Below are 21,672 nucleotides of genomic sequence, written 5' to 3'. Positions count from 1 at the left end.
CATGAAATACACCAAAGCCGACGCCAAAGCCTATGCCCGTGAACACTTCCGAGGCGTATGGGCCGCCACCGCCACGGCGTTCAACGAAGACCTTTCGCTGAACGAAGCGGGCTACCGGCAAAACATGCGCCACTGGGCGCAGACGCTGAAGCTGGGCGGCTTGTTTGTGTGTGGCAAACAAGGCGAGTTTTTCTCCATGTCGGTGCCCGAGCGCAAGCGCGTGTTTGAATGGTCGGTCGCAGAGGCCGAGGGCCATTGCGGCATCGTCACCTCGTGCTCCGACACCAACCTGGACGTAGTGCTCGACCTGGCGCGCCACTCGCAAAACATCGGTGCCGACTACATCGTGGTGCATAGCCCCGTACTCCACTTCCACCACGATGCCGAGTCCACCGTGTACGAGTACTACCGCTACCTGAGCGAGCAACTGGACATCGGCATTGCCCTGTGGAACCACCCAGACTGCGGCTACGTGATGAGCCCCGAACTGTGCGCGCGTATTGCCGAGTTGCCCAACATCGTGGCCATCAAGTACAGCGTAGACCGCGCGCGCTACACCCGCTTGACGGAACTGGCGGGCGACAAGATCTTGGTGAGCACCGCTTCTGAAGAAGAGTGGCTCGACAACATCATCGACCTGAACTGGCGCCTGTACCTGTGCTCCACGCCACCGTTTCTGCTGCAAACGGCGGTGGATCAGCGCATCAACGCATACACGCGCCTGGCGTTTGTCGGCCAACACGCAGAGGCACGCGCCCTGCGCGACAGCCTGGAACCGGCGCGCGCCGCCTTCCGTTCCGCGCGCCCCAGCGGCACGCCACAGGCCTACACCAAGTATTGGATGGAGCTGCTGGGCCAAGTGGGTGGCCCGGTGCGCCGCCCCCTGCTGAATTTGACCGAAGCCGAGAAAGCCGCGACGCGCGAAGCGTTTGCGCGCAGTGGTTTGAAGCTGGCCTGAGCACACGATGTCCGCACTCTCCGTCACCCTGCAGATCAACGGCGCCGCTGTGGCGCGCACCGTGCGGCCAGAGACTTTGCTGGTCGACTTTCTGCGCGAAGACCTGGCACTGACCGGCACGCACCAGGGCTGCGACACCGCGCAGTGTGGCGCGTGCACCGTGCTGGTGGACGGCGCGGCGGCCAAGTCGTGCAATCTGCTGGTGGCGCAGGTGAATGGTGCGGCGGTCACCACCATTGAGGGCCTGGCCCCTGGGGATGGTGGCCTGCACCCCATGCAGCAAGCCTTTGGCAAACACCACGGCCTGCAGTGCGGCTATTGCACACCGGGCATGGTGATGCGCGCTGTAGCCATGGAAGGCGAAGGTGTGCCGGCCGAGCCCGCCGCCGTGCGCTGTGCTTTGTCGGGCAACCTGTGCCGCTGCACGGGTTACCGGGGCATTGTCAACGCCGTGTGTGATGGCTTGCAGCAGATGCGCAGCATCAAGGTGGCGGTGGCATGAACACTTTTGAGTACTTGCGCCCCACCGCGCTGGCCGAGGTGCTGCAGTTGCTGCAAGACGACCCCGAGGCGAAGCTGATGGCCGGTGGCCAAAGCCTGCTGGCGGCGATGAAGCTGCGGTTTGCGGCGCCCTCCAAGTTGATCGACCTGCAAGGTTTGTCCGAGCTGCGCAGTCTGCACTTGCAAGGGGAAGGGGACGACGAGGCCTTGTGGATCGGCGCCATGTGCACGCACGCGCAGGTGGCTGCCTCCCCGCTGGTGCAAGCCTGGGCGCCCATGCTCGCCGGGCTGGCGGGTGGCATTGGCGACCAGCAGGTGCGCAACCGTGGCACGCTGGGCGGCTCCATCGCCAATGCCGACCCCGCCGCCTGCTGGCCCGCTGGTGTGCTGGCGCTGAACGGCATGGTGTGCACCGACCGGCGCGAAATCGCTGCCGATGACTTCTTCCAGGGCCTGTTCACCACCGCCCTGGAGCCCGATGAAGTGGTGCTGGGGGTGCGCTTTCCCCGCGCGCCCACCGCGCACTACCGCAAGTTCGAACAACCCGCCTCGCGCTTTGCCTTGACCGGGGTGGCTGTGGCACAGTTGGCGCAGGGTGTGCGGGTGGCTGTGACGGGGCTCGGCAATGGCGTGACGCGGTGGCGCGAAGCCGAGCTGGCCTTGTCCCGGCAGTGGTCGCCTGAAGCCCTGAGCGGCCTGCATTTCGATGAAGCGCAGGCCACCGGTGATGTGCACGCATCGGCCGAATACCGCGCCCACCTGGCGTTGGTGTTGACCCGTTCTGCAGTGCAGCATCTTCTGCCATCGGCGGCATAGAGAAATAGAGACAAGGACACCCACGTTATGAATTACCAAGGCACACAACAACTCGCGCACCCCCCTGAAAAGGTGTGGGCCGCGCTGCTTGATCCCGTGATCCTGCGCCAATGTATTGCCGGCTGTGAAAAGTTCGACCGCGCTGAAAGTGAAGACCCCGAGGCGCTCAACTACAACTGCACGGTGAAAGTGTCCATCGGCCCGGTGTCGGCACGTTTCACCAGCACGCTGAATTTGATCGACGTGGTGGCGCCCACCAGCTGCACCTTGCAGTTTTCGGGGCAGGGCGGCGTGGCCGGTTTCGGCAAGGGCGAGGCCAAAGTGGTTTTGCTGCCGCAAGACAACGGTGCCGCCACGCAGCTCGACTGGCAGGCCGAATCCCAGGTGGGTGGCAAGCTTGCGCAAATGGGCTCGCGCCTGATCGACGCCGCCGTGCGCAAGATGAGCGATGACTTCTTCCAGCGCTTTGCGGCGCAGCTCAACGGCCCGGCTGTTGAGGCGGCGCCCGATGCCGACGGTGCTGATGGCGCCGACCCCGAAGCGAAGAAGTCCATCTGGTCGTGGAAGAAATAGGTTGCCACCGATTCTGGTGGTGCTGTGTTGTTGAAGGAAGCCAAGCCGATGTTGAAGCCGATTAATTTCCCCAAATGGATTGAAGAACACCGCCACCTGCTCAAGCCCCCGGTGGGCAACCAGCAGGTCTGGCGCGACACCGACTTCATCGTCACCGTGGTCGGTGGGCCCAACCACCGCTCGGACTTTCACGACGACCCGTACGAGGAGTATTTCCACCAGTTCCAAGGCAGCGCACATCTGCTGATACTCGACCGTGGCAAATTTGAACGCATTGATTTGCATGAAGGCGATATTTTTTTGCTGCCAGCGCACGTGCGCCATTCGCCGCAACGCCCCGATCCGGACAGCTTATGCACCGTGATCGAGCGTACCCGGCCAGAGGGTGTGGTCGATGCGTTTGAGTGGTACTGCGCAGCCTGCACAACGCTGATCCACCGGAGTGAAGTGCAGCTGCAAAGCATCGTCTCCGACCTGCCAAAAGTGTTCTCCGGCTTTTACGAGTCGGCACCAAATTTGCGTACATGTCCCCATTGTGGGGAGGTGCACCCTGGCCGTGACTGGCAGGCGTGGCACGGAAAGCGGGCGTTGGCGCAGGGGTGAGGGAGAGTTCACCGTATTGACACTAATTGGTTTATGTCTAAACTAATTAGAAATAAACATTTGTGCCGACTGTCGCAAGCACGTTCCAAGACGTTCTAAGCGTTGCCTTTGATTTGCATTGATTAACCTAGGAAAGCCGTATGAAACTTAAGTTGAACAGCATGGTGGTGGTTTTGGGTCTGGCGGCTAGCAGCCTGGCGGTGCAGGCGCAGCAGGCCGTGAAAATCGGTTTTATCGGCACGCTTTCCGGCCCTGCCGGCGCACTCGGCCAAGACCAGTACGACGCGTTCATGCTGGGTGTGGAACACCTGGGTGGCAAGTTCGGCGGCGCCACGGTGCAAGTGATCAAGGAAGACGACCAGCTCAAGCCGGACGTGGGTGTGCAAGCGGCACAAAAGCTGATTGAAAAAGACAAGGTCAACGTCATCACCGGCGTGACCTTCTCCAACGTGATGATGGCCATCCACAAGCCCATCACCGACGCGGGTGTGATGCTTATCGGCTCCAACGCCGGCCCCACGCCACTCACCGGCAAGGGCTGCAGCCCGATGTATTTCTCGACCTCGTGGAACAACGATTCGCTGCACGAATCAATGGGCCAATACGCCAACGACGCGGGCTACAAAAAGGTCTACCTGCTGGCTCCCAACTACCAGGCCGGCAAAGACGCCATCTCCGGCTTCAAGCGCCTGTACAAGGGCCAGGTGCTGGACGAGGTCTACACCCAGGTGAACCAGCCCGACTACTCGGCTGAAATCGCCCAACTGCAAGCCGCCAAGCCCGACGCAATTTACGTGTTCTACCCCGGTGGCATGGGCGTGAACTTCGTCAAGCAATACCAACAAGCCGGACTGCTCGGCAAGCTGCCGGTGTTGTCCACTTCCACCGTGGACGGCACCACGCTGCCCGCGCTGAAGGACATCGCCCTGGGCGTGGTCACCGGCTCGCCTTACAGCGCCGACATCGACAATCCACAAAACAAGAAGTTCGTGGAAGACTTCAAGAAGAAGTACAACCGCGTGCCTTCGCTTTATGCTGCACAAAGCTACGACGCAGCGCTGCTGTTGAACTCGGCGCTGACCAAGACCGGTGGCAAGACCGACAACAAGGAAGCCTTCCGCACCGCGCTGAAAGCAGCCGACTTCAAGTCGGTGGCCGGCCCGTTCCGCTTCAACACCAACCAGTTCCCGATCCGCGACTACTACCGTGTGGACGTGGCCAAGGACGCATCGGGCCAGGCGGCTTTGGTGAACAAGGGTGTGGTGCTGAAGGATCATGCCGACGCGTACTACAAAGAGTGCGCTTTGAAGTAAACGACCAACCGTTGTCGTTTCTTTAGTTTATCTTTCTCAGGGCTCGCAGTATGTTGTTTGACCGCGCAGCTTCTGAGAAAGACCCAGGCACACCCGCTGTGCCTCGCGTCTGATTTCGTCTCTTCCCCAAAGCCCATGAGCCTCTCTCTTTTCGTTGTCCAAATGCTCAACGGCTTGCAGCTGGGCGTGTTGTTGTTCATGCTGTCTGCCGGCTTGACGCTGGTGTTCGGCATCATGAACTTCGTCAACCTGGCGCATGGCAGCCTGTACATGATGGGCGCCTACTTTGCGGCGGCGGCCTATGTGCGCACCGACTCTTTTTTGATCGCCGCCTTGGTGGGCGTAGCCGGCAGCGCCGCGCTGGGCTTTGCGATGGAACGCATCGTGGCCTCGCGCCTCTACGCCCGTGACCACCTCGACCAGGTGCTCGCCACCTTTGGGTTGATTTTGTTTTTCAACGAGCTGGCGCGCACTATCTGGGGCGCTTCGCCGTATTACATGAACGTGCCGTCAGCCTTGTCTGGTGCCATCAACCTGCTGGGCATTTCGTACCCCGCTTACCGCTTCGCCATCATCGTGGTGGGCTTGCTGGTGGCGCTGGGCTGCTACCTGCTGATCAACAAAACCCGCGTGGGTATGTTGATCCGTGCGGGCTCTACCAACCCCACCATCGTGGCCGCGCTGGGGGTGAACATCAAGCTGCTGAATGCCTGCATTTTTGCGCTGGGTGCCGCGCTCGCCGGTGTGGCGGGTTTGATGAGCGGGCCGATTCTGTCGGTGCAACCCGGCATGGGCGAACCTATTTTGATCATGGCGATGATCGTCATCGTCATCGGCGGCATTGGCTCGGTGCGTGGCGCGTTTTATTCGGCGCTGATTGTTGGTGTAATCGACACCGCTGGCCGCGCCTTCTTGCCCATGATCTTGCGAGAATTTTTGGATCGCAGCACAGCGCAAGCCGCTGGCCCAGCGCTGGCGTCGATGCTGATCTGCATCTTCATGGCGGTGGTGCTGGCCACCAAACCCAATGGTCTTTTCCCGGTGAAGAACAAATGACGCGCAGCAAAGTTTCAATGAGCGTATCTACGGGCATCACCGCGCTCGTCATCCTCTTCTTCTTGGCCGTGCCGGTGTACGCGCAAGTGGCCCAAGAGCCGTTTGTGTTGACCTTCATGAGCCGCGTGCTGATCTTCGCGCTGGCCGCCATCAGCCTCAACCTGGTGCTGGGTTTTGGCGGCATGGTGAGCTTTGGCCACGCGCTCTATATGGGCCTGGGGGCCTATGTGGTGGGCATTCTGGTGCAGCACGGCGTGGGCGATGGCTGGACGCAATTGGCCGTCACGCTGGTGTTGAGCGCACTGATCGGCCTGTTGACTGGCGTGGTCTGCCTGCGCACCAGTGGCATCGCCTTCATCATGATCACGCTGGCGTTTGCGCAGATGTTTTATTACCTGTTTGTGAGCTTGAAGCAATACGGTGGTGACGACGGTTTGTCCATCACAGGGCGCAGCAACTTCAGCGGCTTCAGCCTGGGTTCACCGCTGGCGTTGTATGGCACGGCGCTGGTGTTGGTGCTGTTGTCGCTGGTGGCCATGCGCCGCTTGATCGACGCACGCTTTGGCATCGTGCTGCGCGGCTGCCGCGTGAATGAGCGGCGCATGCATGCGCTGGGTTTCCTCACGCTGCGCTACAAACTCACGGCCTATGTGCTGGCGAGCATGTTGGCTGGTGTGGCCGGGTTGCTGTACGCCAACCTCACGGGGTTTGCCTCGCCGGCTTACATGGCGTGGACGGTGTCGGGCGAGCTGATCGTGATGGTGGTGCTGGGCGGCATGGGCACGGTGCTCGGCCCGCTGGTGGGCGCGCTGGCTTTTCTGGTGAGCGAAGAGTTGCTCAAGGGCATGACCGAGCATTGGATGATGATCATGGGCCCGCTGATTGTGTTGGTGGTGCTGGGCTTGAAACGCGGGCTGTATGGCTCGGTGCTCGATTGGGAGAAGCGGCGTGGACAGGCTGAAGAGCGGTCGAATGAAGCGACTGCTCAACCTGTTGCTAAACCCGTCGTGTCTTTGCAGGAGCGCAGCGCATGAGCACCACACCGATGCTGCAAATCAACCAATTGGTGAAACGCTACGGCGGCCTGCTGGCCACCGACCACGTGCAGTTGAGCCTGGCGCCCGGCGAGTTGCACGCCATCATTGGCCCCAACGGCGCGGGCAAGACCACGCTCATCGGCCAGTTGGGCGGCGAGGTGCGGCCTGACAGCGGCACCGTGTTCTTCAACGGCGAAGACGTGACCGCCTTGCCACCCGCGCGGCGTGCCTTGCGCGGCTTGGCGCGCTCGTACCAAATCACCTCGGTGTTCCCCGAGTTCACCGTGCTGGAAAACGTGGTGCTGGCCATGCAGGCACATTGCGGCCACAGCTTTGGTTTTTGGAAACCGGTGTTGCGCCAGGCTGAACTGGTCGCACCGGCAGAGCGCGCGGTTGCCCAAGCCGGTTTAGCGCACCGCGCGCGTGTGCCGGTGGCCGACCTGGCCCACGGCGAGCGCCGCCAACTGGAGCTGGCCATGGTGCTGGTGGCCCAACCCAAACTCTTGCTGCTCGACGAACCCATGGCCGGCATGAGCCACCAGGAATCCGGCAAGGTGGTCGAGCTGCTGCAAAGCCTGAAAGGTCAGTACGCGATGCTGTTGGTCGAGCACGACATGGACGCCGTATTTGCGCTGGCCGACCGCATTTCGGTGCTGGTCTACGGCCGCATCATCGCCAGCGGCACCCCCGAAGAAATTCGCGCCAACGAAGACGTGCGCACCGCCTACCTGGGCGACGAGGCCTTGCCCATTTAACGATATGAAACCCGCACTGCTGCAAATCCAAGACCTCGAAGTTTGTTATGGCGACGCGCAGGCGCTGTTTGGCGCCGCCGTGTCGGTGGCCGAAGGTGAGTTCGTCACGCTGCTGGGCCGCAACGGCATGGGCAAGACAACCACCGTGCGCGCTGCCACCGGCATCATGCGCCCGCGCGGCGGGCGTGTGCACTTCGCGGGGCAAGACGTGTCGCGCTGGCCGTCGTACCAGATCGCGCGTTTGGGCATTGGTCTGGTGCCCGAGCAGCGGCAGGTGTTCCCTAACCTCACGGTGTACGAGAACCTGGTCGCCACCGCGCACAACCGCCTGGGCGCCCGCGAGCCGTGGACGTTGGAGCGCGTCTACAAGCTGTTTCCCCGTTTGCAGGAACGCGCGGGCAACCTGGGCTGCAACCTGTCGGGCGGCGAGCAGCAAATGCTGGCCATCGGCCGTGCGCTCATGACCAACCCGCGTTTGCTGATCCTCGACGAAGCCACCGAAGGCCTGGCGCCCCTGGTGCGCGGCGAAATCTGGGACTGCCTGCAAACGCTGAAGAGCACACAACTGTCGGTGTTGATCATCGACAAAAACATTGGCCCGCTGCTGCGCCTGGCCGACACCCATTACGTACTGGAAAAAGGCCGCACCGTGTGGAGCGGAAGCTCGCCCAGTTTGCTCGACGCCAAAGAGATGATGAAGGAGACGCTCGGTGTCTGAAAACCACGTTCAATCGCATTTGCCCTGGCAAGACATGGATGCCACTGAGCTTGCGCGCCAATACAGCGCACGCGGCACGGTGCCCGATGCCGAAGTCTTCATCCGCGACTACCGCAGCTTGTCCGCCCCCATGTACGCGCTGCCGTGTGTGCGCGACATCGCCTATGGCCCAAGTGCTGCCGAACGCATTGATTTGTTCCCCGTGCCCGGCCGCAGCGATGCGCCGCTGTTTGTGTTTGTGCACGGCGGCTACTGGCGTTCCATGACCAATGAAGACTCGGTGTTCATGGCCGAGTGCTTCACAAAACGCGGCATCGCGGTGGCCTCCATCAACTACGGCTTGGCGCCCGAAGTGCGTTTGTCCACCATGGTCGACCAATGCCGTAGCGGCATGGCCTGGCTCTACAAAAACGCCGGTGCCCATGGCATCGACGTAAGCCGCATCGTGGTGGCCGGCAGCTCGGCTGGCGGCCACTTGGGCGGCATGTTGTTGGCGCCCGGCTGGCAAGAAGCCTTGGGCCTGCCCGCGCAAGTGGCGCAGGGCGGCGTGTTGGTCAGCGGCCTGTTTGATTTGGCGCCAGTGCAACGCACCACGCCCAATACCTGGCTGAACCTCAGCCCCGAAGAGGCAGCACGGTTGAGCCCGCAGCACCGCCTGCCGCCTGCGGGTACTCGCCTGTGCATTGCGGTGGCAGACATCGACACGGCCGAGTTCAAACGCCAGTCCACCGACTACGCTGCGGCATGCCAGGCGCACGGTTGCACGGTCAGCACACTCGATGTGCCGGGCCGCAACCACTTCGACGTGATCAACGACTGGATGAACCCCGAGAGTGCCTTGAGCCAGGCGACGTGGCCGCTTTTTGAACCTGCGGCTTAGCCATTCCATTCGCGGCATTTAGGGCCGCACAGGTTGAAGTTCGCCAGGGCGCGACGGCACTGCTGCTTCTCCAAAACCTCACGCATTGCGATCTCATTCGGTGTCGCTTGGGCTTAAGCCCAATCGTCCGTAACATGGGGCCATCCTGTCGCTGAGTCCTTTTTGGAGAAGTCGCATGAAGCCTGCCCCCGTGCCGCCGCAAGTCCATCCACCCTCTGCCAACGCGGCAGCGTTAGAGCAGTACCGCCGCCGCGCCTGTGTCTACGACCTGGAAATGGCGCCGTGGGAACCGATTCGGCTGGAAGCGATTGAGCTGCTGGCGTTGCAGCCCGGCGACACCGTGCTCGACGTGGGTTGCGGCACCGGCCTGAGCCTGGCGCCGCTGCGCCAAGGGGTGGGGCCTGGCGGCCAGGTGGTGGGCATCGAGCAAAGCGCCGACATGCTGGCCATCGCCCGCCAGCGCCAAGAGTGCCAAGGCTGGGCCAACGTCACGCTCACCCTGGCCCCCGTGGCCGAAGCGCCCATCGACGTGATGGCCGATGCCGCACTGTTCCACTTCACCCACGACATCCTGCAACAACCCGAGGCCCTGGCCAACGTGATGGCCCACCTCAAGCCCGGCGCACGGGTGGTGGCCTGCGGCCTGAAATGGGCCGGGCCCTGGTTTTGGCCGACCAACTTCATGGTGCTGCCAGCGGCGCTGCATTCGGTGAGTTCACTGGCCGGGCTGGATCAGCCTTGGCGGCTGTTGGCGCGGCACGTGCCTGGGCTGCGGGTGGAGTCTCGGTTGGGGGATGGGGCCTATCTTGCTAGTGGGATGCTTGCTTGAAGCCGGTCTTAGGCGATCACTTAACTGCGACCTAAAGCATATGCACTTCAATGTAAATTTTTGGCGTGGTCATTTCAGAGCCACGTTGCCTGTCGAATTGGAGAAGGTGACAGAGATTCTGGAAAAAAGAATACTCCCGCAGTTCACCAACATCGAAGCTGAAGCCACCGAAATTCAGGAAAAAACATTGACGGAGTGCCAAGCCAGGCCGTCAAATGGCGACGAAGACCCATCTGAAATAGTGGATGCCGCTTTTAATGCAGGCTTGCAACACTATTCGTTGATGCAGGGCTTGAGTCAGGGAGTCGTGAATCTATTTGCTGCATCACTTTTTCACATGCATGAGCAATACCTCATGGTGTTCTACAAACGAGAACTATGTGATCCGCGTCAGAAAGTAGATCTCAAAAAACTCTCTCCCTCCAAAGCCATTGCTCGACTGGAGTCGTTAGGGGTCAATGTGAAGGAGCTCCCATCTTGGCCACGCCTGAAGGAAGTGGAGCTACTTGCCAACACAATCAAACACGGCGATGGTGCTTCTGCAGAAGAGCTTCGCAAAAAACGGCCTGAATACTTCAACGATCCGAACGTACCTGCCGAACTAAATTTTTGGCCAGCTCTGCATCTCGACAAACCCTTGCTTGGAGAGGGGGTCTATGTTGGTATCACCGATATTTCGGAGATCAAGCAAGCTCTAGTGGCTTTTTGGGAAGAACTTTTTGAGTTATTGGAAGAGCACGATCGCGATTCCTGATAAGTGTTATTTCGAGGTTTCCGTTGCTGGACAACCGCGACCTCACTCCGCCCGAATCAAATCCGCCGCCTTCTCCGCCACCATGATCACCGGCGCGTTGGTGTTGCCACCCACGATGCGCGGCATGATGGACGCGTCGACCACGCGTAGCCCCGCCACACCGTGCACGCGCAAGCTGCTGTCCACCACGTCCATCGGCCCTGGGCCCATGCGGCAGGAGCCTACGGGGTGATAGATGGTGTCGGCGTGGTCGCGGATAAAGTGCTCCAGCGCCAGGTCGCTGGTGGCGCGGGCCGAGCGTGCGGTTTCAAAGCCGCCTAACGCGGCGAGCGCGGGTTGGGCGGAGATCTCGCGCACCAGGCGGTAGCCGCGTATCAGGCGATCCATATCGTCGCGGTCGCCCAGAAAATCGGGGTTGATGAGCGGTGCTTCTAACGGGTCTTTGCTCGCCAAGCGCACGCTGCCCCGGCTGTTGGGGCGCAGCACACACACGTGGATCGAGTAGCCATGGCCCAGTACGGTTTTGCGGCCGTGGTCGACCAGTTGGGCGATGACGAAGTGCAGTTGCAAGTCGGGAACGGCTTCGTCCGGCTGGCTCTTGATAAAGCCACCCGCCTCGGCCAGGTTGCTGGTGAGGATGCCGGTGCGTTGGCGCCGCCATTCCATCGCGCCCTTGGCCGCGCGTGCGAGGCCCGCAGGTGAAATGCCCAGCAAGTCTTTTACGCCCGGTGTGTGCACTACCTGCACCACGTCTGGGTGGTCGTGCAAGTTTTGCCCCACGCCGGGCAGGTTGTGCAGCGTGGCGATGCCGTTGGCCACCAGGTGTTTGTGCGGCCCAATGCCCGAGAGCATCAACAACTGCGGCGACTGCAGCGCACCCGCGCACACCAGCACCTCGCGTTGCGCGCGGATCTGTTTGATGAAATCGCCCTCGGCGTATTCCACGCCCACGGCGCGTTTGCCTTGCAGCACGATACGTGTGGCATGCGCGCCGGTGAAGATGTGCAGATTCGGCCGCGCACGGTGGGGTGCGAGGTAGGCCTTGGAGGCGCTGAAGCGTTCGCCCAGGTGTTGTGTGACTTGGTACAGCCCTACGCCTTCTTGTTGCGCACCGTTGAAGTCGGCATTGGCGCTGTGGCCGGCCTGCACGGCGGCTTGCACAAAGTGGTGGCTGTGGGGGTTGGGCTGGGCCAGGTCCATCACACGCAGTGGGCCGGTGTCGCCATGCCAGGCATCGGCGCCACGCGCGTTGTGTTCGGCGCGCAAGAAGTAGGGCCGCACATCGGCCCAGGCCCAGCCAGGGTTGCCCTCGGCCGCCCAGTGGTCGTAGTCGCTGGGGTGGCCACGGGTGTAGACCATGGCGTTGATGGCGCTGCTGCCGCCCAGCATCTTGCCGCGTGGCTGGTAGCCGCTGCGGCCGTTCAAACCGGCTTGGGGCACGGTAGAAAAGTTCCACTGCGTGTTCTTGCGCCGCGCCAGCAACGCCAGGCCCGCAGGGCACTGCACCAGCGGGCTGTTATCGGCACCACCGGCTTCGAGCAGGGCTACTTGCACGTTGGGGTCTTCGCTCAGGCGGCTGGCCAATACACAGCCTGCGGAGCCGGCGCCGATGATGATGTAGTCGAACATTTACAGGGGCGTGTCTGGCTGGTTTTATGATGGTGCTGAGTCGTTCACACGATACCTGAACATTCTGCCGCTTCCTCCCCAAGCATCTCACCCTCTTTTTCAAACTCTCCAGGAGAAACCTTCATGCAAACCTCGAACTCCCCAGCGATCACCACCGTCGGCATTGTGGGCGCCGGCACCATGGGCAACGGCATCGCCCAGGCGTGTGCGGTGGTCGGCGTGAAGGTGGTGATGGTCGACATCAACGACGCCGCCGTGCAAAAAGGTTTGGCCACGGTGGCGGGCAGCCTGGACCGGCTCATCAAGAAAGAAAAACTCACCGAGGCAGACAAGGCCGCTGCGCTGGCCAACATCACCGGCTCCACCAATTACGACGACCTGAAGGCCGCGCAATTGGTGGTGGAAGCCGCCACCGAGAACTTCGACCTGAAGGTCAAGATCTTGAAGCAACTCGATGGCCTGATGGCGCCCGAGGTGTTGATCGCGTCGAACACCTCTTCCATCTCCATCACCAAGCTGGCCGCCGTCACCGGTCGCGCCGACCGCTTCATCGGCATGCACTTCTTCAACCCCGTGCCGATGATGGCGCTGGTGGAAATCATCCGTGGTCTGCAAACCAGTGACGCCACGCACGACGCGGTGCACGCCCTGTCCACGCGCCTGGGCAAGACGCCTATCACCGTGAAGAACGCGCCCGGTTTTGTGGTCAACCGCATCTTGGTGCCGATGATCAACGAGGCCTTCTTCGTGCTGGCCGAAGGTGTGGCCAGCGCCGAAGACATCGACGCCGGCATGAAGCTCGGCTGCAATCAACCGATTGGCCCGCTGGCCCTGGCCGACATGATTGGCCTGGACGTCTGCCTGGCCGTGATGGAGGTGTACCTGCAAGAGTTTGGTGATAGCAAATACCGCGCGTGCCCGCTGCTCAAGGAAATGGTGGCCGCCGGCCGTTTGGGCCGCAAAACCGGGCAGGGTGTTTACAAGTACTGAGCCTTTTGCCTGAGGCCGTTTTAGAACCTGTTCACGATCTCCCTAGGGCCGCGTTGGGGTGCAATCGGGATGAGTTGGTTGTCAGAGACCGCAGCATGGGCTCACTGCCCATGCAAGGGCTATGGCAGGCAAATCGCCCGATTTCACCCCAACCCGGAGGGCAGGTACCTTATCGGGCGCCCTGCGGCGTTACAAAACCAGCCAAGGCAGAAGCCTTGGCTTGGGTTTTGCGCCTAGCAGTGCATCCCGAAAAGGTGCCTGCGCGGCCCTAGGGAGATCGTGAACAGGTTCTACGCCCTCCTGGGTGCAGCCCCACCACCGGTGGGGTTTTTTCGGTAAATTAAGTTGCACACAATTTAATTGCGAACTACAATTCATCCCATGGCAAACAACACTGCGCTCCTCCCCTCTGCTGACGAAGCCCTCCGGCTCGACAACCAGCTGTGTTTTGCGCTGTATTCGGCCTCGTTGACGATGACCAAGCTCTACAAGCCGCTGCTGGCCGAGTTAGGCCTTACTTACCCGCAATACCTTGTGATGCTGGTGCTGTGGGAGCAGGATGGTCAAACCGTGTCAGACCTTGGAGGGCGTTTGGCGCTCGACTCCGGCACGCTCACACCGCTGCTGAAACGCATGGAAGCAGCCGGTTTTCTGGCCCGCACCCGTGCGGCAGAAGACGAGCGCCGGGTCGTCATCACGTTGACGCCGACCGGCCAGAAACTCAAGGCACGTGCGGCCAGTTTGCCGGCTTGTATGTTGGCCGCAAGCCAGTGTTCGTTGCCCGAGTTGCAAGCCTTGGTGAAGCAGGTGCAGACTTTGCGCCAAAACCTCACTTCGGCCGATCCCGCGTAAGTTGAAAAGCTGTCTGAAGAAAATTTTTTAGTTCGTTCCCCCCTGTGCTCACCAACCTGAAGGAAAAAACCATGGCTACCAAACTCGACAAAGTGATCTACACCGCCCACGCCCACACCACCGGCGGCCGTGACGGCCAGTCCGCCAGCGATGACGGCAAACTCAGCGTGAAGCTGTCGCCCCCCAAGGAAATGGGCGGCTCCGGTGCTGGCACCAACCCTGAACAACTGTTCGCCGCTGGCTACTCGGCTTGCTTCATGGGCGCCATGAAACACGTCGCCGGCCTGAAGAAGGTCACCGTGCCTGCGGACGCCGCTATCGACGCCAGCGTTGACATCGGCCCCATCCCCGCAGGCTTCGGCATCGCCGCCAAGCTGGTGATCAGCCTGCCCGGTATGGATCGCGCCGTGGCCCAAGACCTGATCGACACCGCCCACGGCGTGTGCCCATACTCCAACGCCACGCGCGGGAACATTGAAGTGACGCTGACGCTGGCTTAATTCCAGAACATGCCTGTCAGGTTCGCCTGATGGCGATCACCTGAAAACGCCCACCTGCTTGATAAGGCCGGTGGGCGTTTTGCTTTGCATATAGCAGTCACAATCGACGCATGACTGCCGCACCTGCTTCGAACCATCCTTACGAGACCCTCACCCCCGATGTGGTGCTCGACGCCTTGGCCACGCTTGGCCTGTATGGCGATGGCCGTCTCATGGCGCTCAGCTCGTACGAGAACCGCGTCTACCAGGTGCATCTGGAAGAACCGTCTGACGTGCCCGCCGTGGTCGTCAAGTTCTACCGCCCCAACCGCTGGAGCGAGGCGCAGATCCTCGAAGAACACGCGTTTGCGGCCGAGTTGATGGCCGCGGAAGTGCCCGCCGTGGGCCCGCTCACACTGGAAGGCAAAACCCTGCACCGCTTTGGCGATTTCATGTTCAGCGTGAGCCCGCGCCGAGGTGGCCGCCTGCCCGAGCTAGACGACTTTGAGGCGCTCGAATGGATTGGCCGCTTCCTGGCGCGCATCCACACCGTGGGCGCCAAAGCCCCGTTCACCCATCGCCCCGCGCTCGACTTGGCAACCTTCGGCGCAGCCTCGCGTGACTGGCTGTTGGGCCACGACATGATCCCGCTGGACGTACAGGGCGCCTGGCAAGAGAAGTGCAATGAAGCTCTTGAATTGATAGCTGCCAGCGCGCTTCCATCGGGCGTTGGAGCCTCAAAGGACTCTGCAATCAAAGTGCTGCGCCTGCACGGCGACTGCCACCCCGGCAACATCTTGTGGACGCCCACTGATCGCCCCGACGGCGGCCCGCACTTCGTCGATTTGGACGACGCCCGCACCGGCCCCGCCGTGCAAGACCTGTGGATGCTGCTCAGCGGCGACCGTGGCCAGCGCACCGTGCAACTCAGCGGGCTGCTGGACGGCTACGAACAGTTCCGCAGCTTCGACCGACGCGAGCTGGCCTTGATCGAGCCCCTGCGCACCCTGCGCCTCATCCACTACAGCGCCTGGCTGGCGCGGCGCTGGGCCGACCCCACGTTCCCCATCAACTTCCCGTGGTTTGGCACCAGCGACTACTGGGTGGGGCAGGTCAACATGTTGACCGAACAGATCGAAGCCATGGGCGAAGAGCCGCTCTACGTTTGACCATGGTTTTTGGCGTATACCAGCGGCTGCAAACCTGGCCGATTGAATGGCTGGCAGATCGGCCGCAGATTGAGTTCTGGGCCTACCGCGCGGGCGCGTTCGTGCTGCTGAACGTGATGGAAGACCCGGCCTGGCTGGCGCTGATGTTCTGCTGAGGCGCTAACGAGCTGGCGTTAATTGCGCAGCAGTTCTGGCGGCGGTGCAGGCTGCGGTTGGGGCTGGTTGGCGGTTTTGTTTTTCGGATCGTAAAGCACGGCACCTGTGCCCACCCCGGCGCCCACGCGCGCGCCGCCACCGCCCACACCGGTGCTCACACCCACCCCGGCACCGCCCGTCACTTGGCCGTTTTGGTTCACACCCACGCCAACCCCAACCGGGCCAGCGCCTGCCCCCAAGCCAACGTTCACGCCGCCCGAGCCCACCCCCACGCCAATCGACACCCCAGGGAAGATGGGAATGCCAATGCCAACCCCGCCGCCCACGCCACCGGCGCAGCCCGCCAGCGTGCAGGCGAGGGCGATGCCAGCCCAACGAAGGGGCGGCTTGAAGATCGAGCGTTGGTAAGTGCAGAGCTTTTGTCCATCAGCAGATGCTAAGCGCCGAGGCTAAAGGCCGCTGTTTCCAAAGGTATGTCAGGCCGCAGCCGCAGGAGAAGCTGTGCGGTTTTCCATCAGCTTGACCAGCGTGTGCAGCGCCCGGTTCACCGGCGTGGCCACACCCAGGACTACGCCACGGTGCAACACATAGCCGTTCAAATGGTCGATCTCGCTGGCCTTGCCACGTGCCAAGTCTTGTGCGGTGCTGGAGTATTGCGCCGGCATGCTTTGGGCCAGCTTGGCCACCGCTTCGGGCACGTTGCCCGGCACCCGCACCCCATCTGCGCGCGCTACAGCCAGGCATTCACTCACCACGTCTTGCATCACCGCGTTCACGCCTTCGCCGCGCACCAACTGGCCATACGGAATTTGCGCAATGGCAGACATGGCGTTGTACGCGCAGTTCAAAATCAGCTTGGCCCACAAGGCGCCGCGCACGTTGTCCGACACTTCGGTGGGCACACCGGCGGCGGCCAATTCGGCGGCGATGGCGGTGCTAGTGGACGATGGCGAAATCACCAGGTCGCCCCGGCCATGGTGTTTGACGTGGCCGGGCCCGGCCATCTCGGTGGCCACATACACCACTGCCGCCAACACCGGCTGGCCCAGCACGGCTTGCAGGCGGTCGGCGTTATCCACGCCGTTTTGCAAACTCAATACCGTGGCACTGGGGCTGAGATACGGCTTCATCAAGGCGCCCGTGCTTTCGGTATCGGTGGACTTCACGCAGAACAAAACCACCTGCGCTTCTTGCACGGCGGCGATGTCGCTGGTGGCGTTCAGCCGCACATGTTCATCAAACGTGGTGGTCTGCATGCGCAGGCCGTCGTGCTGAATCGCTTCCACATGGTTGGGCCGTGCCACCAGGGTGACGTTGTGCCCGGCGCGCGCCAGCATGCCGCCGAAATAACAACCTACGGCGCCTGCGCCCACAACGGTAATGTTCATTTGTTTGTCTCCAGATAGAAAAAGCCGGCAAGAGCCCAACGAGCTCTTGCCGGCTTTTTAGGTGCGTATTCTTAGCTTACACCAGCAAGGCGTTCACGCGCTTCACGTAAGCCGCTGGGTCGGCTGGCATGCCGCCTTCGGCCAGCAAGGCTTGGTCAAACAGAATGTGCGCCAGGTCGTTGAAGTGCACCGAGCCGTCGAGCTTTTTCACCAATGCATGTTCGGCGTTGATTTCCAGCACGGGCTTCACTTCAGGCGTGGCCTGGCCGGCTTGCTTCAACATGCGGGCCAACTGGGCGCTCATGCCGTCGTCTTGCACCACCAGGCAGGCGGGCGAATCGACCAGGCGGGTCGTCACGCGCACGTCTTCCACTTGGTCTTTCAGTGCTTCCTTCAGCTTGGCCAGCAAAGGCTTGAATGCTTCGGCGGCTTCTTCCGCGGCTTTCTTTTCGTCTTCGTCGAGCAGCTTGCCCAGGTCGACCGCGCCCTTGGCGACGGACTGCAGCGGCGTGCCGTCAAAGTCTTGCATGTAGTTGAGCGCCCACTCGTCCACGCGGTCGGTCATCAACAGCACTTCGATGCCCTTCTTGCGGAAGACTTCAAGTTGTGGGCTGTTCTTGGCTGCGGCTTGGGTTTCGGCGGTGATGTAGTAGATGGCCTCCTGGCCTTCTTTCATGCGCGCCTTGTAATCGGCAAAAGACACGCTGACGGTGTCGCTGGTGCTGCTGGCAAAACGCAGCAGCTTGGCCAGGCGTTCGCGGTTGGCGAAGTCTTCGCCCAGGCCTTCTTTCAGCACGGCACCGAACTCGTTGTAGAACGTGGTGTATTTGCCGACCAGTGCCTTGTCTTCGTCGCTCACCACATCGGTGACGCCGTCCGCCGATGCCTCGGGCAACTTGTCGTGTTTGGCCAGGTCTTCCAGCATGCCCAACACGCGCTTGGTACAGCCTTCGCGGATGGCTTTGACGTCGCGGCTTTCTTGCAGCAGCTCGCGGCTCACGTTCAGTGGCAGGTCGGCGGAATCCACCACGCCCTTGATGAAGCGCAGGTAGCTGGGCAACAGGGCTTCAGCGTCGTCCATGATGAACACGCGTTTCACGTACAGCTTGAGGCCACCCTTGCGGTCACGGTTCCACAGGTCCATCGGCGCCTTGGCCGGCACATACAGCAGTTGCGTGTATTCGGTGCTGCCTTCCACGCGGTTGTGCGTGTGGGCCAGCGGGTCGGCGAAGTCGTGGCTGATCTGTTTGTAGAACGCGTTGTACTCGTCGGTCGTGATGTCTTTCTTGGCGCGCGTCCACAAGGCGCTGGCCTTGTTGACGGTTTCCCACTCGTCGGTGGTGACCATTTCGCCGCCCTGGTCGTCGGTGCCTTCTTTCCACTCTTCCTTGCGCATCAAGATGGGCAGGGAGATGTGGTCGGAGTACTTGCCGATGACCGACTTGAGCTTCCAGGTGTTGAGGTATTCCTCGGCTTCTTCGCGCAGGTGCAGCGTGACGCTGGTGCCGCGTTGTGGGCGGTCAATCGCTTCGACTTCAAAGTCGCCGGTGCCGCCGCTGATCCAGCGCACACCTTCGTTGTGTGGCAGTCCTGCACGGCGCGATTCCACGGTGATCTTGTCGGCCACGATGAAGCCAGAGTAGAAGCCCACGCCGAATTGGCCGATGAGCTGCGCATCCGACTTCTGGTCGCCGCTGAGCTTGGTCATGAACTCTTTGGTGCCGCTCTTGGCGATGGTACCCAGGTTGGCAATCGCTTCGGCTTCGGACAGGCCGATACCGTTGTCGCTGATGGTGACGGTCTTGGCGGCCTTGTCGAAGGTCACGCGCACTTCGAGGTTGGGCGCGTCTTCATACAGCGCGGCGTTGTTCAGGCCTTCGAAGCGAAGCTTGTCGCACGCGTCAGACGCGTTGGAGATCAGCTCGCGCAGAAAAATCTCGGGATTGGAATACAGCGCGTGCGTGACGAGGTGCAACAGCTGGGCGACTTCGGCCTGAAAGGAATGTGTTTGCTTGGTCATGGGGTGGCGTTGAACAAAAAATGATGGCCTCGCGCGGCTGCTGCTGAGCAGGCCGCGCGGCGAAACCCGCAATTATGGCCTCTTGGACTAAGTTTCAAGCGCTCCGTAGGCCGCGCACAGAGGCTTTGCCGAATCCCGATGGCAAGGTCTAAACCCTTTTTTGTGGAAAGTTTTTATTGCACTCAATGACGTATTCTTGCAAATGATGTATTCAATTTGTGAAGTATTTGTTGAAGATTCGCAAGCGGGCGACGATGATGCCGAGGGCTCTGCGTAGGCGCCTGTAAATCGGCTTTTGCAGTTGTGTGCAACATTTTTGAAACAGAGAGAGGGTTTTTATGAACAGTAACCTGAAGAAGTGGTCTGCTGAGTTTCTCGGCACCTTTTGGCTCACCTTTGGTGGCTGCGGCAGCGCGGTGTTGGCTGCCGTTTTCGGGGTTGAGCACAACCTCGGCATCGGCTTGCTTGGCGTGTCGTTGGCCTTCGGCTTGACCGTGGTCACAGGCGCTTATGCGTTTGGCCCCATCTCCGGCGGGCACTTCAACCCGGCCGTGTCGATCGGCTTGGCCGTGGGCAAGCGTTTCTCGTTTGCAGAACTGCCCGGCTACATCATTTCGCAAGTCTTGGGCGCGATCGCCGCTGCCGGTGTGCTGTACCTGATTGCCACCGGCAAGATCAGCGGACCTGAACCCGTGGGCGGCTTTGCCACCAACGGCTATGGCGAACTGTCGCCTGGCAAGTACGGCCTGACGGCGGTGCTGATCTGCGAAGTGGTGATGACGGCCATCTTCCTGCTGGTGATTTTGGGCTCCACAGCCAAACGCGCGGCTGGTGGCTTTGGCGGGTTGTCCATTGGCCTGTGCCTGACGCTGATCCACCTGGTGTCGATCCCTGTATCGAACACTTCAGTCAACCCCGCACGCAGCACCGGGCCAGCACTGTTCACGCACAACGGCGCCATCGACCAACTGTGGTTGTTCTGGCTGGCGCCTATCGTGGGCGCCATCTTGGGCGCCATCATCTACAACGTGCTGCTGAGCGACGATTAATTAACAGCGCGCTTGCCAAAGGAGCGCGCACAATACGCCAGACGATTTCAATCGTTCTCCCAGGCCGCCGTGATAGCGGCCTTTTTTTTGCCCTCAGCGTGGGGCACCTTCGATTTCTTTGGTCCAGCGCTCCAGCAAACGGCGGCGCTCTGCGGCCTTGCCGTATTTCTCAAAGTCGTACTTGATGAGCTTTACGCCATCCATGGTGGGAATGCGCGGGTCGATCTTCGCCAGCTTGTTGGCGGGCGTTTGCAGGCTACCGGCTTTGCCGCCAATCGCCTGGCCGGCGGGGCTCATCAGAAAGTCGTAGTACGCCTTGGCGTTGGCCTGGTTGCGCGCGCCTTTGACCAGGGCAATGCCGCCAATCTCATACCCTGTGCCTTCGCAGGGGGCAATGGCTTTCACGGGGAATTTGTCGTAGCGCCACTTGTCGAAGCCGAAGATAAAGCTCACGCCAATCGACACCTCGCCTTTGGCCACGTTGGGTGCCTGCGCCTGGCCGCTGCGCGTGTAGTCAATGGTGTTTTTGTGCAGCTTCTTCATGTAGTCGAAGGCCTGGTCTTCGCCCATCAACTGCACCAGGCTGGCAACGATGGTGTACCCCGTGCCGCTAGTGCCGGGATGCGACATTTCAATTTCGCCCTTGTATTCGGGCTTGATTAAATCGGCCCAGCACTTGGGTTCGGGCAGCTTCTTTTTCTTCAACAAATCGGTGTTCCAGCCAAAGCCCATGGCGCTGGTGTAGAAGCCGCCCACCAGGTTTTGTGACATGGCGTACTGGCGCACGCTCCAGTCGGCCAAGTCGTTGATATAGGCAGGGCGGTAGGCTTCGAGCAGGCCTTGCTCGGCAATCTGTAAAAACGGGTCGCCGGTGCCACCCCACCAAATGTCTGTCTTGGGGTTGGCCGCTTCGGCGCGCAACTGCGCGGCAATTTCGCCCGTGCCTTTGTGCGCCTGGTTCACCTTGATGCCGGTGGTGCGAGTGAACTCCAACGCTGCGGCTTCGCACCATGACGCATCGGTGCTGCAAAGCGCGTTGACGCTACCGCCGCTTTGCGCGTGTGCGCCCATGCAGGCCAGAGCCAGGGCGCCAGCGAGCGCCAGGGCAGAGTGGGGGAAACGGCGGCGGGTCTGCATGCGGGGCTCC

The 21,672-nt window shown here is 61.4% G+C and carries 24 protein-coding genes; 19 read left to right on the top strand and 5 right to left on the bottom strand.

Annotation, left to right across the window (positions count from 1 at the left end; all coding sequences use genetic code 11):
- Position 1: 1 nt before the first annotated feature.
- The 13 genes from ACPWMG_RS25845 to ACPWMG_RS25785 all read left to right on the top strand — a co-directional run bounded on the left by ACPWMG_RS25845 (position 2) and on the right by ACPWMG_RS25785 (position 10,793).
- Positions 2 to 958, top strand: a complete 957-nt coding sequence (locus ACPWMG_RS25845) for a dihydrodipicolinate synthase family protein (protein WP_483302330.1) — start codon at positions 2 to 4, stop codon at positions 956 to 958.
- A gap of 7 nt (positions 959 to 965) precedes the next feature.
- Positions 966 to 1,460 (top strand): (2Fe-2S)-binding protein, encoded by a 495-nt coding sequence (locus ACPWMG_RS25840; RefSeq protein ID WP_483302329.1) that lies wholly within the window; start codon positions 966 to 968, stop codon positions 1,458 to 1,460.
- Positions 1,457 to 2,275 (top strand): FAD binding domain-containing protein, encoded by an 819-nt coding sequence (locus ACPWMG_RS25835; protein ID WP_483302328.1) that lies wholly within the window; start codon positions 1,457 to 1,459, stop codon positions 2,273 to 2,275. The genes ACPWMG_RS25840 and ACPWMG_RS25835 overlap by 4 nt, the downstream gene beginning before the upstream one ends.
- Positions 2,276 to 2,302: 27 nt before the next feature.
- Positions 2,303 to 2,848 carry an SRPBCC family protein gene (locus tag ACPWMG_RS25830; protein WP_483302327.1) on the top strand — a complete coding sequence of 182 codons (546 nt, stop codon included), beginning with the start codon at positions 2,303 to 2,305 and terminating at the stop codon, positions 2,846 to 2,848.
- A 48-nt stretch (positions 2,849 to 2,896) separates the two neighbouring features.
- The gene (locus tag ACPWMG_RS25825) at positions 2,897 to 3,451 is read left to right on the top strand and encodes a 3-hydroxyanthranilate 3,4-dioxygenase (RefSeq protein WP_483305346.1); all 555 of its coding nucleotides are present in this window, start codon (positions 2,897 to 2,899) and stop codon (positions 3,449 to 3,451) included.
- A 140-nt stretch (positions 3,452 to 3,591) separates the two neighbouring features.
- Positions 3,592 to 4,764, top strand: a complete 1,173-nt coding sequence (locus ACPWMG_RS25820; RefSeq protein WP_483302326.1) for an ABC transporter substrate-binding protein — start codon at positions 3,592 to 3,594, stop codon at positions 4,762 to 4,764.
- A gap of 135 nt (positions 4,765 to 4,899) precedes the next feature.
- Positions 4,900 to 5,820 (top strand): branched-chain amino acid ABC transporter permease, encoded by a 921-nt coding sequence (locus ACPWMG_RS25815; RefSeq protein WP_483302325.1) that lies wholly within the window; start codon positions 4,900 to 4,902, stop codon positions 5,818 to 5,820.
- 17 nt (positions 5,821 to 5,837) lie between these two features.
- Entirely contained in the window at positions 5,838 to 6,854 is a 1,017-nt protein-coding gene (locus ACPWMG_RS25810) for a branched-chain amino acid ABC transporter permease (RefSeq protein ID WP_483302324.1), read from the top strand.
- Positions 6,851 to 7,612 carry an ABC transporter ATP-binding protein gene (locus ACPWMG_RS25805; RefSeq protein ID WP_483302323.1) on the top strand — a complete coding sequence of 254 codons (762 nt, stop codon included), beginning with the start codon at positions 6,851 to 6,853 and terminating at the stop codon, positions 7,610 to 7,612. Before ACPWMG_RS25810 ends, ACPWMG_RS25805 begins: the two co-directional genes overlap by 4 nt.
- 4 nt (positions 7,613 to 7,616) lie before the next feature.
- Positions 7,617 to 8,330, top strand: coding sequence for an ABC transporter ATP-binding protein (locus ACPWMG_RS25800; protein ID WP_422831233.1), 714 nt, complete (start codon positions 7,617 to 7,619; stop codon positions 8,328 to 8,330).
- Positions 8,323 to 9,210: an alpha/beta hydrolase gene (locus tag ACPWMG_RS25795; protein WP_483302322.1), complete on the top strand. Its 888-nt coding sequence runs from the start codon at positions 8,323 to 8,325 to the stop codon at positions 9,208 to 9,210. The genes ACPWMG_RS25800 and ACPWMG_RS25795 overlap by 8 nt, the downstream gene beginning before the upstream one ends.
- 175 nt (positions 9,211 to 9,385) lie before the next feature.
- Positions 9,386 to 10,039 carry a class I SAM-dependent methyltransferase gene (locus ACPWMG_RS25790; protein ID WP_483302321.1) on the top strand — a complete coding sequence of 218 codons (654 nt, stop codon included), beginning with the start codon at positions 9,386 to 9,388 and terminating at the stop codon, positions 10,037 to 10,039.
- A gap of 40 nt (positions 10,040 to 10,079) precedes the next feature.
- The gene (locus ACPWMG_RS25785) at positions 10,080 to 10,793 is read left to right on the top strand and encodes a hypothetical protein (protein ID WP_483302320.1); all 714 of its coding nucleotides are present in this window, start codon (positions 10,080 to 10,082) and stop codon (positions 10,791 to 10,793) included.
- 42 nt (positions 10,794 to 10,835) lie between these two features.
- Here the strand turns inward: ACPWMG_RS25785 and ACPWMG_RS25780 are convergent, their stop codons facing one another.
- Complete coding sequence (locus tag ACPWMG_RS25780; RefSeq protein ID WP_483302319.1) at positions 10,836 to 12,422, bottom strand: GMC family oxidoreductase; 1,587 nt, start codon at positions 12,420 to 12,422, stop codon at positions 10,836 to 10,838.
- 123 nt (positions 12,423 to 12,545) lie between these two features.
- On the opposite strand from ACPWMG_RS25780, the gene ACPWMG_RS25775 reads away from it, so the two are divergent.
- From ACPWMG_RS25775 to ACPWMG_RS25755, 5 genes are all read left to right on the top strand, one after another.
- A complete protein-coding gene (locus tag ACPWMG_RS25775) occupies positions 12,546 to 13,412 on the top strand; it encodes a 3-hydroxybutyryl-CoA dehydrogenase (protein WP_483302318.1) in 867 nt (288 codons plus the stop codon).
- 381 nt (positions 13,413 to 13,793) lie between these two features.
- Complete coding sequence (locus ACPWMG_RS25770; protein WP_483302317.1) at positions 13,794 to 14,264, top strand: MarR family winged helix-turn-helix transcriptional regulator; 471 nt, start codon at positions 13,794 to 13,796, stop codon at positions 14,262 to 14,264.
- A 71-nt stretch (positions 14,265 to 14,335) separates the two neighbouring features.
- Complete coding sequence (locus tag ACPWMG_RS25765; protein ID WP_483302316.1) at positions 14,336 to 14,764, top strand: organic hydroperoxide resistance protein; 429 nt, start codon at positions 14,336 to 14,338, stop codon at positions 14,762 to 14,764.
- Between the two features lie 110 nt (positions 14,765 to 14,874).
- Complete coding sequence (locus tag ACPWMG_RS25760; RefSeq protein WP_483302315.1) at positions 14,875 to 15,912, top strand: serine/threonine protein kinase; 1,038 nt, start codon at positions 14,875 to 14,877, stop codon at positions 15,910 to 15,912.
- A gap of 2 nt (positions 15,913 to 15,914) precedes the next feature.
- A complete protein-coding gene (locus tag ACPWMG_RS25755; RefSeq protein WP_483302314.1) occupies positions 15,915 to 16,067 on the top strand; it encodes a hypothetical protein in 153 nt (50 codons plus the stop codon).
- An 18-nt stretch (positions 16,068 to 16,085) separates the two neighbouring features.
- Here the strand turns inward: ACPWMG_RS25755 and ACPWMG_RS25750 are convergent, their stop codons facing one another.
- From ACPWMG_RS25750 to htpG, 3 genes are all read right to left on the bottom strand, one after another.
- Positions 16,086 to 16,433 (bottom strand): hypothetical protein, encoded by a 348-nt coding sequence (locus ACPWMG_RS25750; RefSeq protein ID WP_483305345.1) that lies wholly within the window; start codon positions 16,431 to 16,433, stop codon positions 16,086 to 16,088.
- A 111-nt stretch (positions 16,434 to 16,544) separates the two neighbouring features.
- Positions 16,545 to 17,456 carry a ketopantoate reductase family protein gene (locus ACPWMG_RS25745; RefSeq protein WP_483302313.1) on the bottom strand — a complete coding sequence of 304 codons (912 nt, stop codon included), beginning with the start codon at positions 17,454 to 17,456 and terminating at the stop codon, positions 16,545 to 16,547.
- A 76-nt stretch (positions 17,457 to 17,532) separates the two neighbouring features.
- Entirely contained in the window at positions 17,533 to 19,476 is a 1,944-nt protein-coding gene (gene htpG, locus ACPWMG_RS25740; protein ID WP_483302312.1) for a molecular chaperone HtpG, read from the bottom strand.
- Positions 19,477 to 19,814: 338 nt separating this feature from the next.
- On the opposite strand from htpG, the gene aqpZ reads away from it, so the two are divergent.
- On the top strand, positions 19,815 to 20,525 hold the full coding sequence (gene aqpZ / locus ACPWMG_RS25735) for an aquaporin Z (protein WP_483302311.1): 711 nt from the start codon (positions 19,815 to 19,817) through the stop codon (positions 20,523 to 20,525).
- A gap of 93 nt (positions 20,526 to 20,618) precedes the next feature.
- Here the strand turns inward: aqpZ and ACPWMG_RS25730 are convergent, their stop codons facing one another.
- On the bottom strand, positions 20,619 to 21,662 hold the full coding sequence (locus tag ACPWMG_RS25730) for an ABC transporter substrate-binding protein (protein WP_483302310.1): 1,044 nt from the start codon (positions 21,660 to 21,662) through the stop codon (positions 20,619 to 20,621).
- Positions 21,663 to 21,672 lie beyond the last annotated feature (10 nt).

It is taken from the genome of Hydrophilobacter chitinilyticus, assembly GCF_049860745.1.
In the GTDB taxonomy this organism is placed as follows: Bacteria; Pseudomonadota; Gammaproteobacteria; order Burkholderiales; family Burkholderiaceae_C; genus Rhodoferax_B.
The sequence above is the reverse complement of the archived record's forward strand: the minus strand, read 5'-3'. Positions and strand labels throughout refer to the sequence as shown.

Excerpts from the sequence above, each read along its gene's own strand:
- ACPWMG_RS25790 (WP_483302321.1), top strand. The coding sequence starts at position 9,386 with ATGAAGCCTGCCCCCGTGCCGCCGCAAGTCCATCCACCCTCTGCCAAC.
- ACPWMG_RS25745 (WP_483302313.1), bottom strand. The coding sequence starts at position 17,456 with ATGAACATTACCGTTGTGGGCGCAGGCGCCGTAGGTTGTTATTTCGGC.
- ACPWMG_RS25825 (WP_483305346.1), top strand. The coding sequence starts at position 2,897 with ATGTTGAAGCCGATTAATTTCCCCAAATGGATTGAAGAACACCGCCAC.
- ACPWMG_RS25765 (WP_483302316.1), top strand. The coding sequence starts at position 14,336 with ATGGCTACCAAACTCGACAAAGTGATCTACACCGCCCACGCCCACACC.
- ACPWMG_RS25820 (WP_483302326.1), top strand. The coding sequence starts at position 3,592 with ATGAAACTTAAGTTGAACAGCATGGTGGTGGTTTTGGGTCTGGCGGCT.
- ACPWMG_RS25770 (WP_483302317.1), top strand. The coding sequence starts at position 13,794 with ATGGCAAACAACACTGCGCTCCTCCCCTCTGCTGACGAAGCCCTCCGG.
- ACPWMG_RS25810 (WP_483302324.1), top strand. The coding sequence starts at position 5,838 with ATGAGCGTATCTACGGGCATCACCGCGCTCGTCATCCTCTTCTTCTTG.
- ACPWMG_RS25840 (WP_483302329.1), top strand. The coding sequence starts at position 966 with ATGTCCGCACTCTCCGTCACCCTGCAGATCAACGGCGCCGCTGTGGCG.
- htpG (WP_483302312.1), bottom strand. The coding sequence starts at position 19,476 with ATGACCAAGCAAACACATTCCTTTCAGGCCGAAGTCGCCCAGCTGTTG.
- ACPWMG_RS25835 (WP_483302328.1), top strand. The coding sequence starts at position 1,457 with ATGAACACTTTTGAGTACTTGCGCCCCACCGCGCTGGCCGAGGTGCTG.
- ACPWMG_RS25755 (WP_483302314.1), top strand. The coding sequence starts at position 15,915 with ATGGTTTTTGGCGTATACCAGCGGCTGCAAACCTGGCCGATTGAATGG.
- aqpZ (WP_483302311.1), top strand. The coding sequence starts at position 19,815 with ATGAACAGTAACCTGAAGAAGTGGTCTGCTGAGTTTCTCGGCACCTTT.
- ACPWMG_RS25730 (WP_483302310.1), bottom strand. The coding sequence starts at position 21,662 with ATGCAGACCCGCCGCCGTTTCCCCCACTCTGCCCTGGCGCTCGCTGGC.
- ACPWMG_RS25805 (WP_483302323.1), top strand. The coding sequence starts at position 6,851 with ATGAGCACCACACCGATGCTGCAAATCAACCAATTGGTGAAACGCTAC.
- ACPWMG_RS25800 (WP_422831233.1), top strand. The coding sequence starts at position 7,617 with ATGAAACCCGCACTGCTGCAAATCCAAGACCTCGAAGTTTGTTATGGC.
- ACPWMG_RS25845 (WP_483302330.1), top strand. The coding sequence starts at position 2 with ATGAAATACACCAAAGCCGACGCCAAAGCCTATGCCCGTGAACACTTC.
- ACPWMG_RS25830 (WP_483302327.1), top strand. The coding sequence starts at position 2,303 with ATGAATTACCAAGGCACACAACAACTCGCGCACCCCCCTGAAAAGGTG.
- ACPWMG_RS25780 (WP_483302319.1), bottom strand. The coding sequence starts at position 12,422 with ATGTTCGACTACATCATCATCGGCGCCGGCTCCGCAGGCTGTGTATTG.
- ACPWMG_RS25760 (WP_483302315.1), top strand. The coding sequence starts at position 14,875 with ATGACTGCCGCACCTGCTTCGAACCATCCTTACGAGACCCTCACCCCC.
- ACPWMG_RS25785 (WP_483302320.1), top strand. The coding sequence starts at position 10,080 with ATGCACTTCAATGTAAATTTTTGGCGTGGTCATTTCAGAGCCACGTTG.
- ACPWMG_RS25815 (WP_483302325.1), top strand. The coding sequence starts at position 4,900 with ATGAGCCTCTCTCTTTTCGTTGTCCAAATGCTCAACGGCTTGCAGCTG.
- ACPWMG_RS25775 (WP_483302318.1), top strand. The coding sequence starts at position 12,546 with ATGCAAACCTCGAACTCCCCAGCGATCACCACCGTCGGCATTGTGGGC.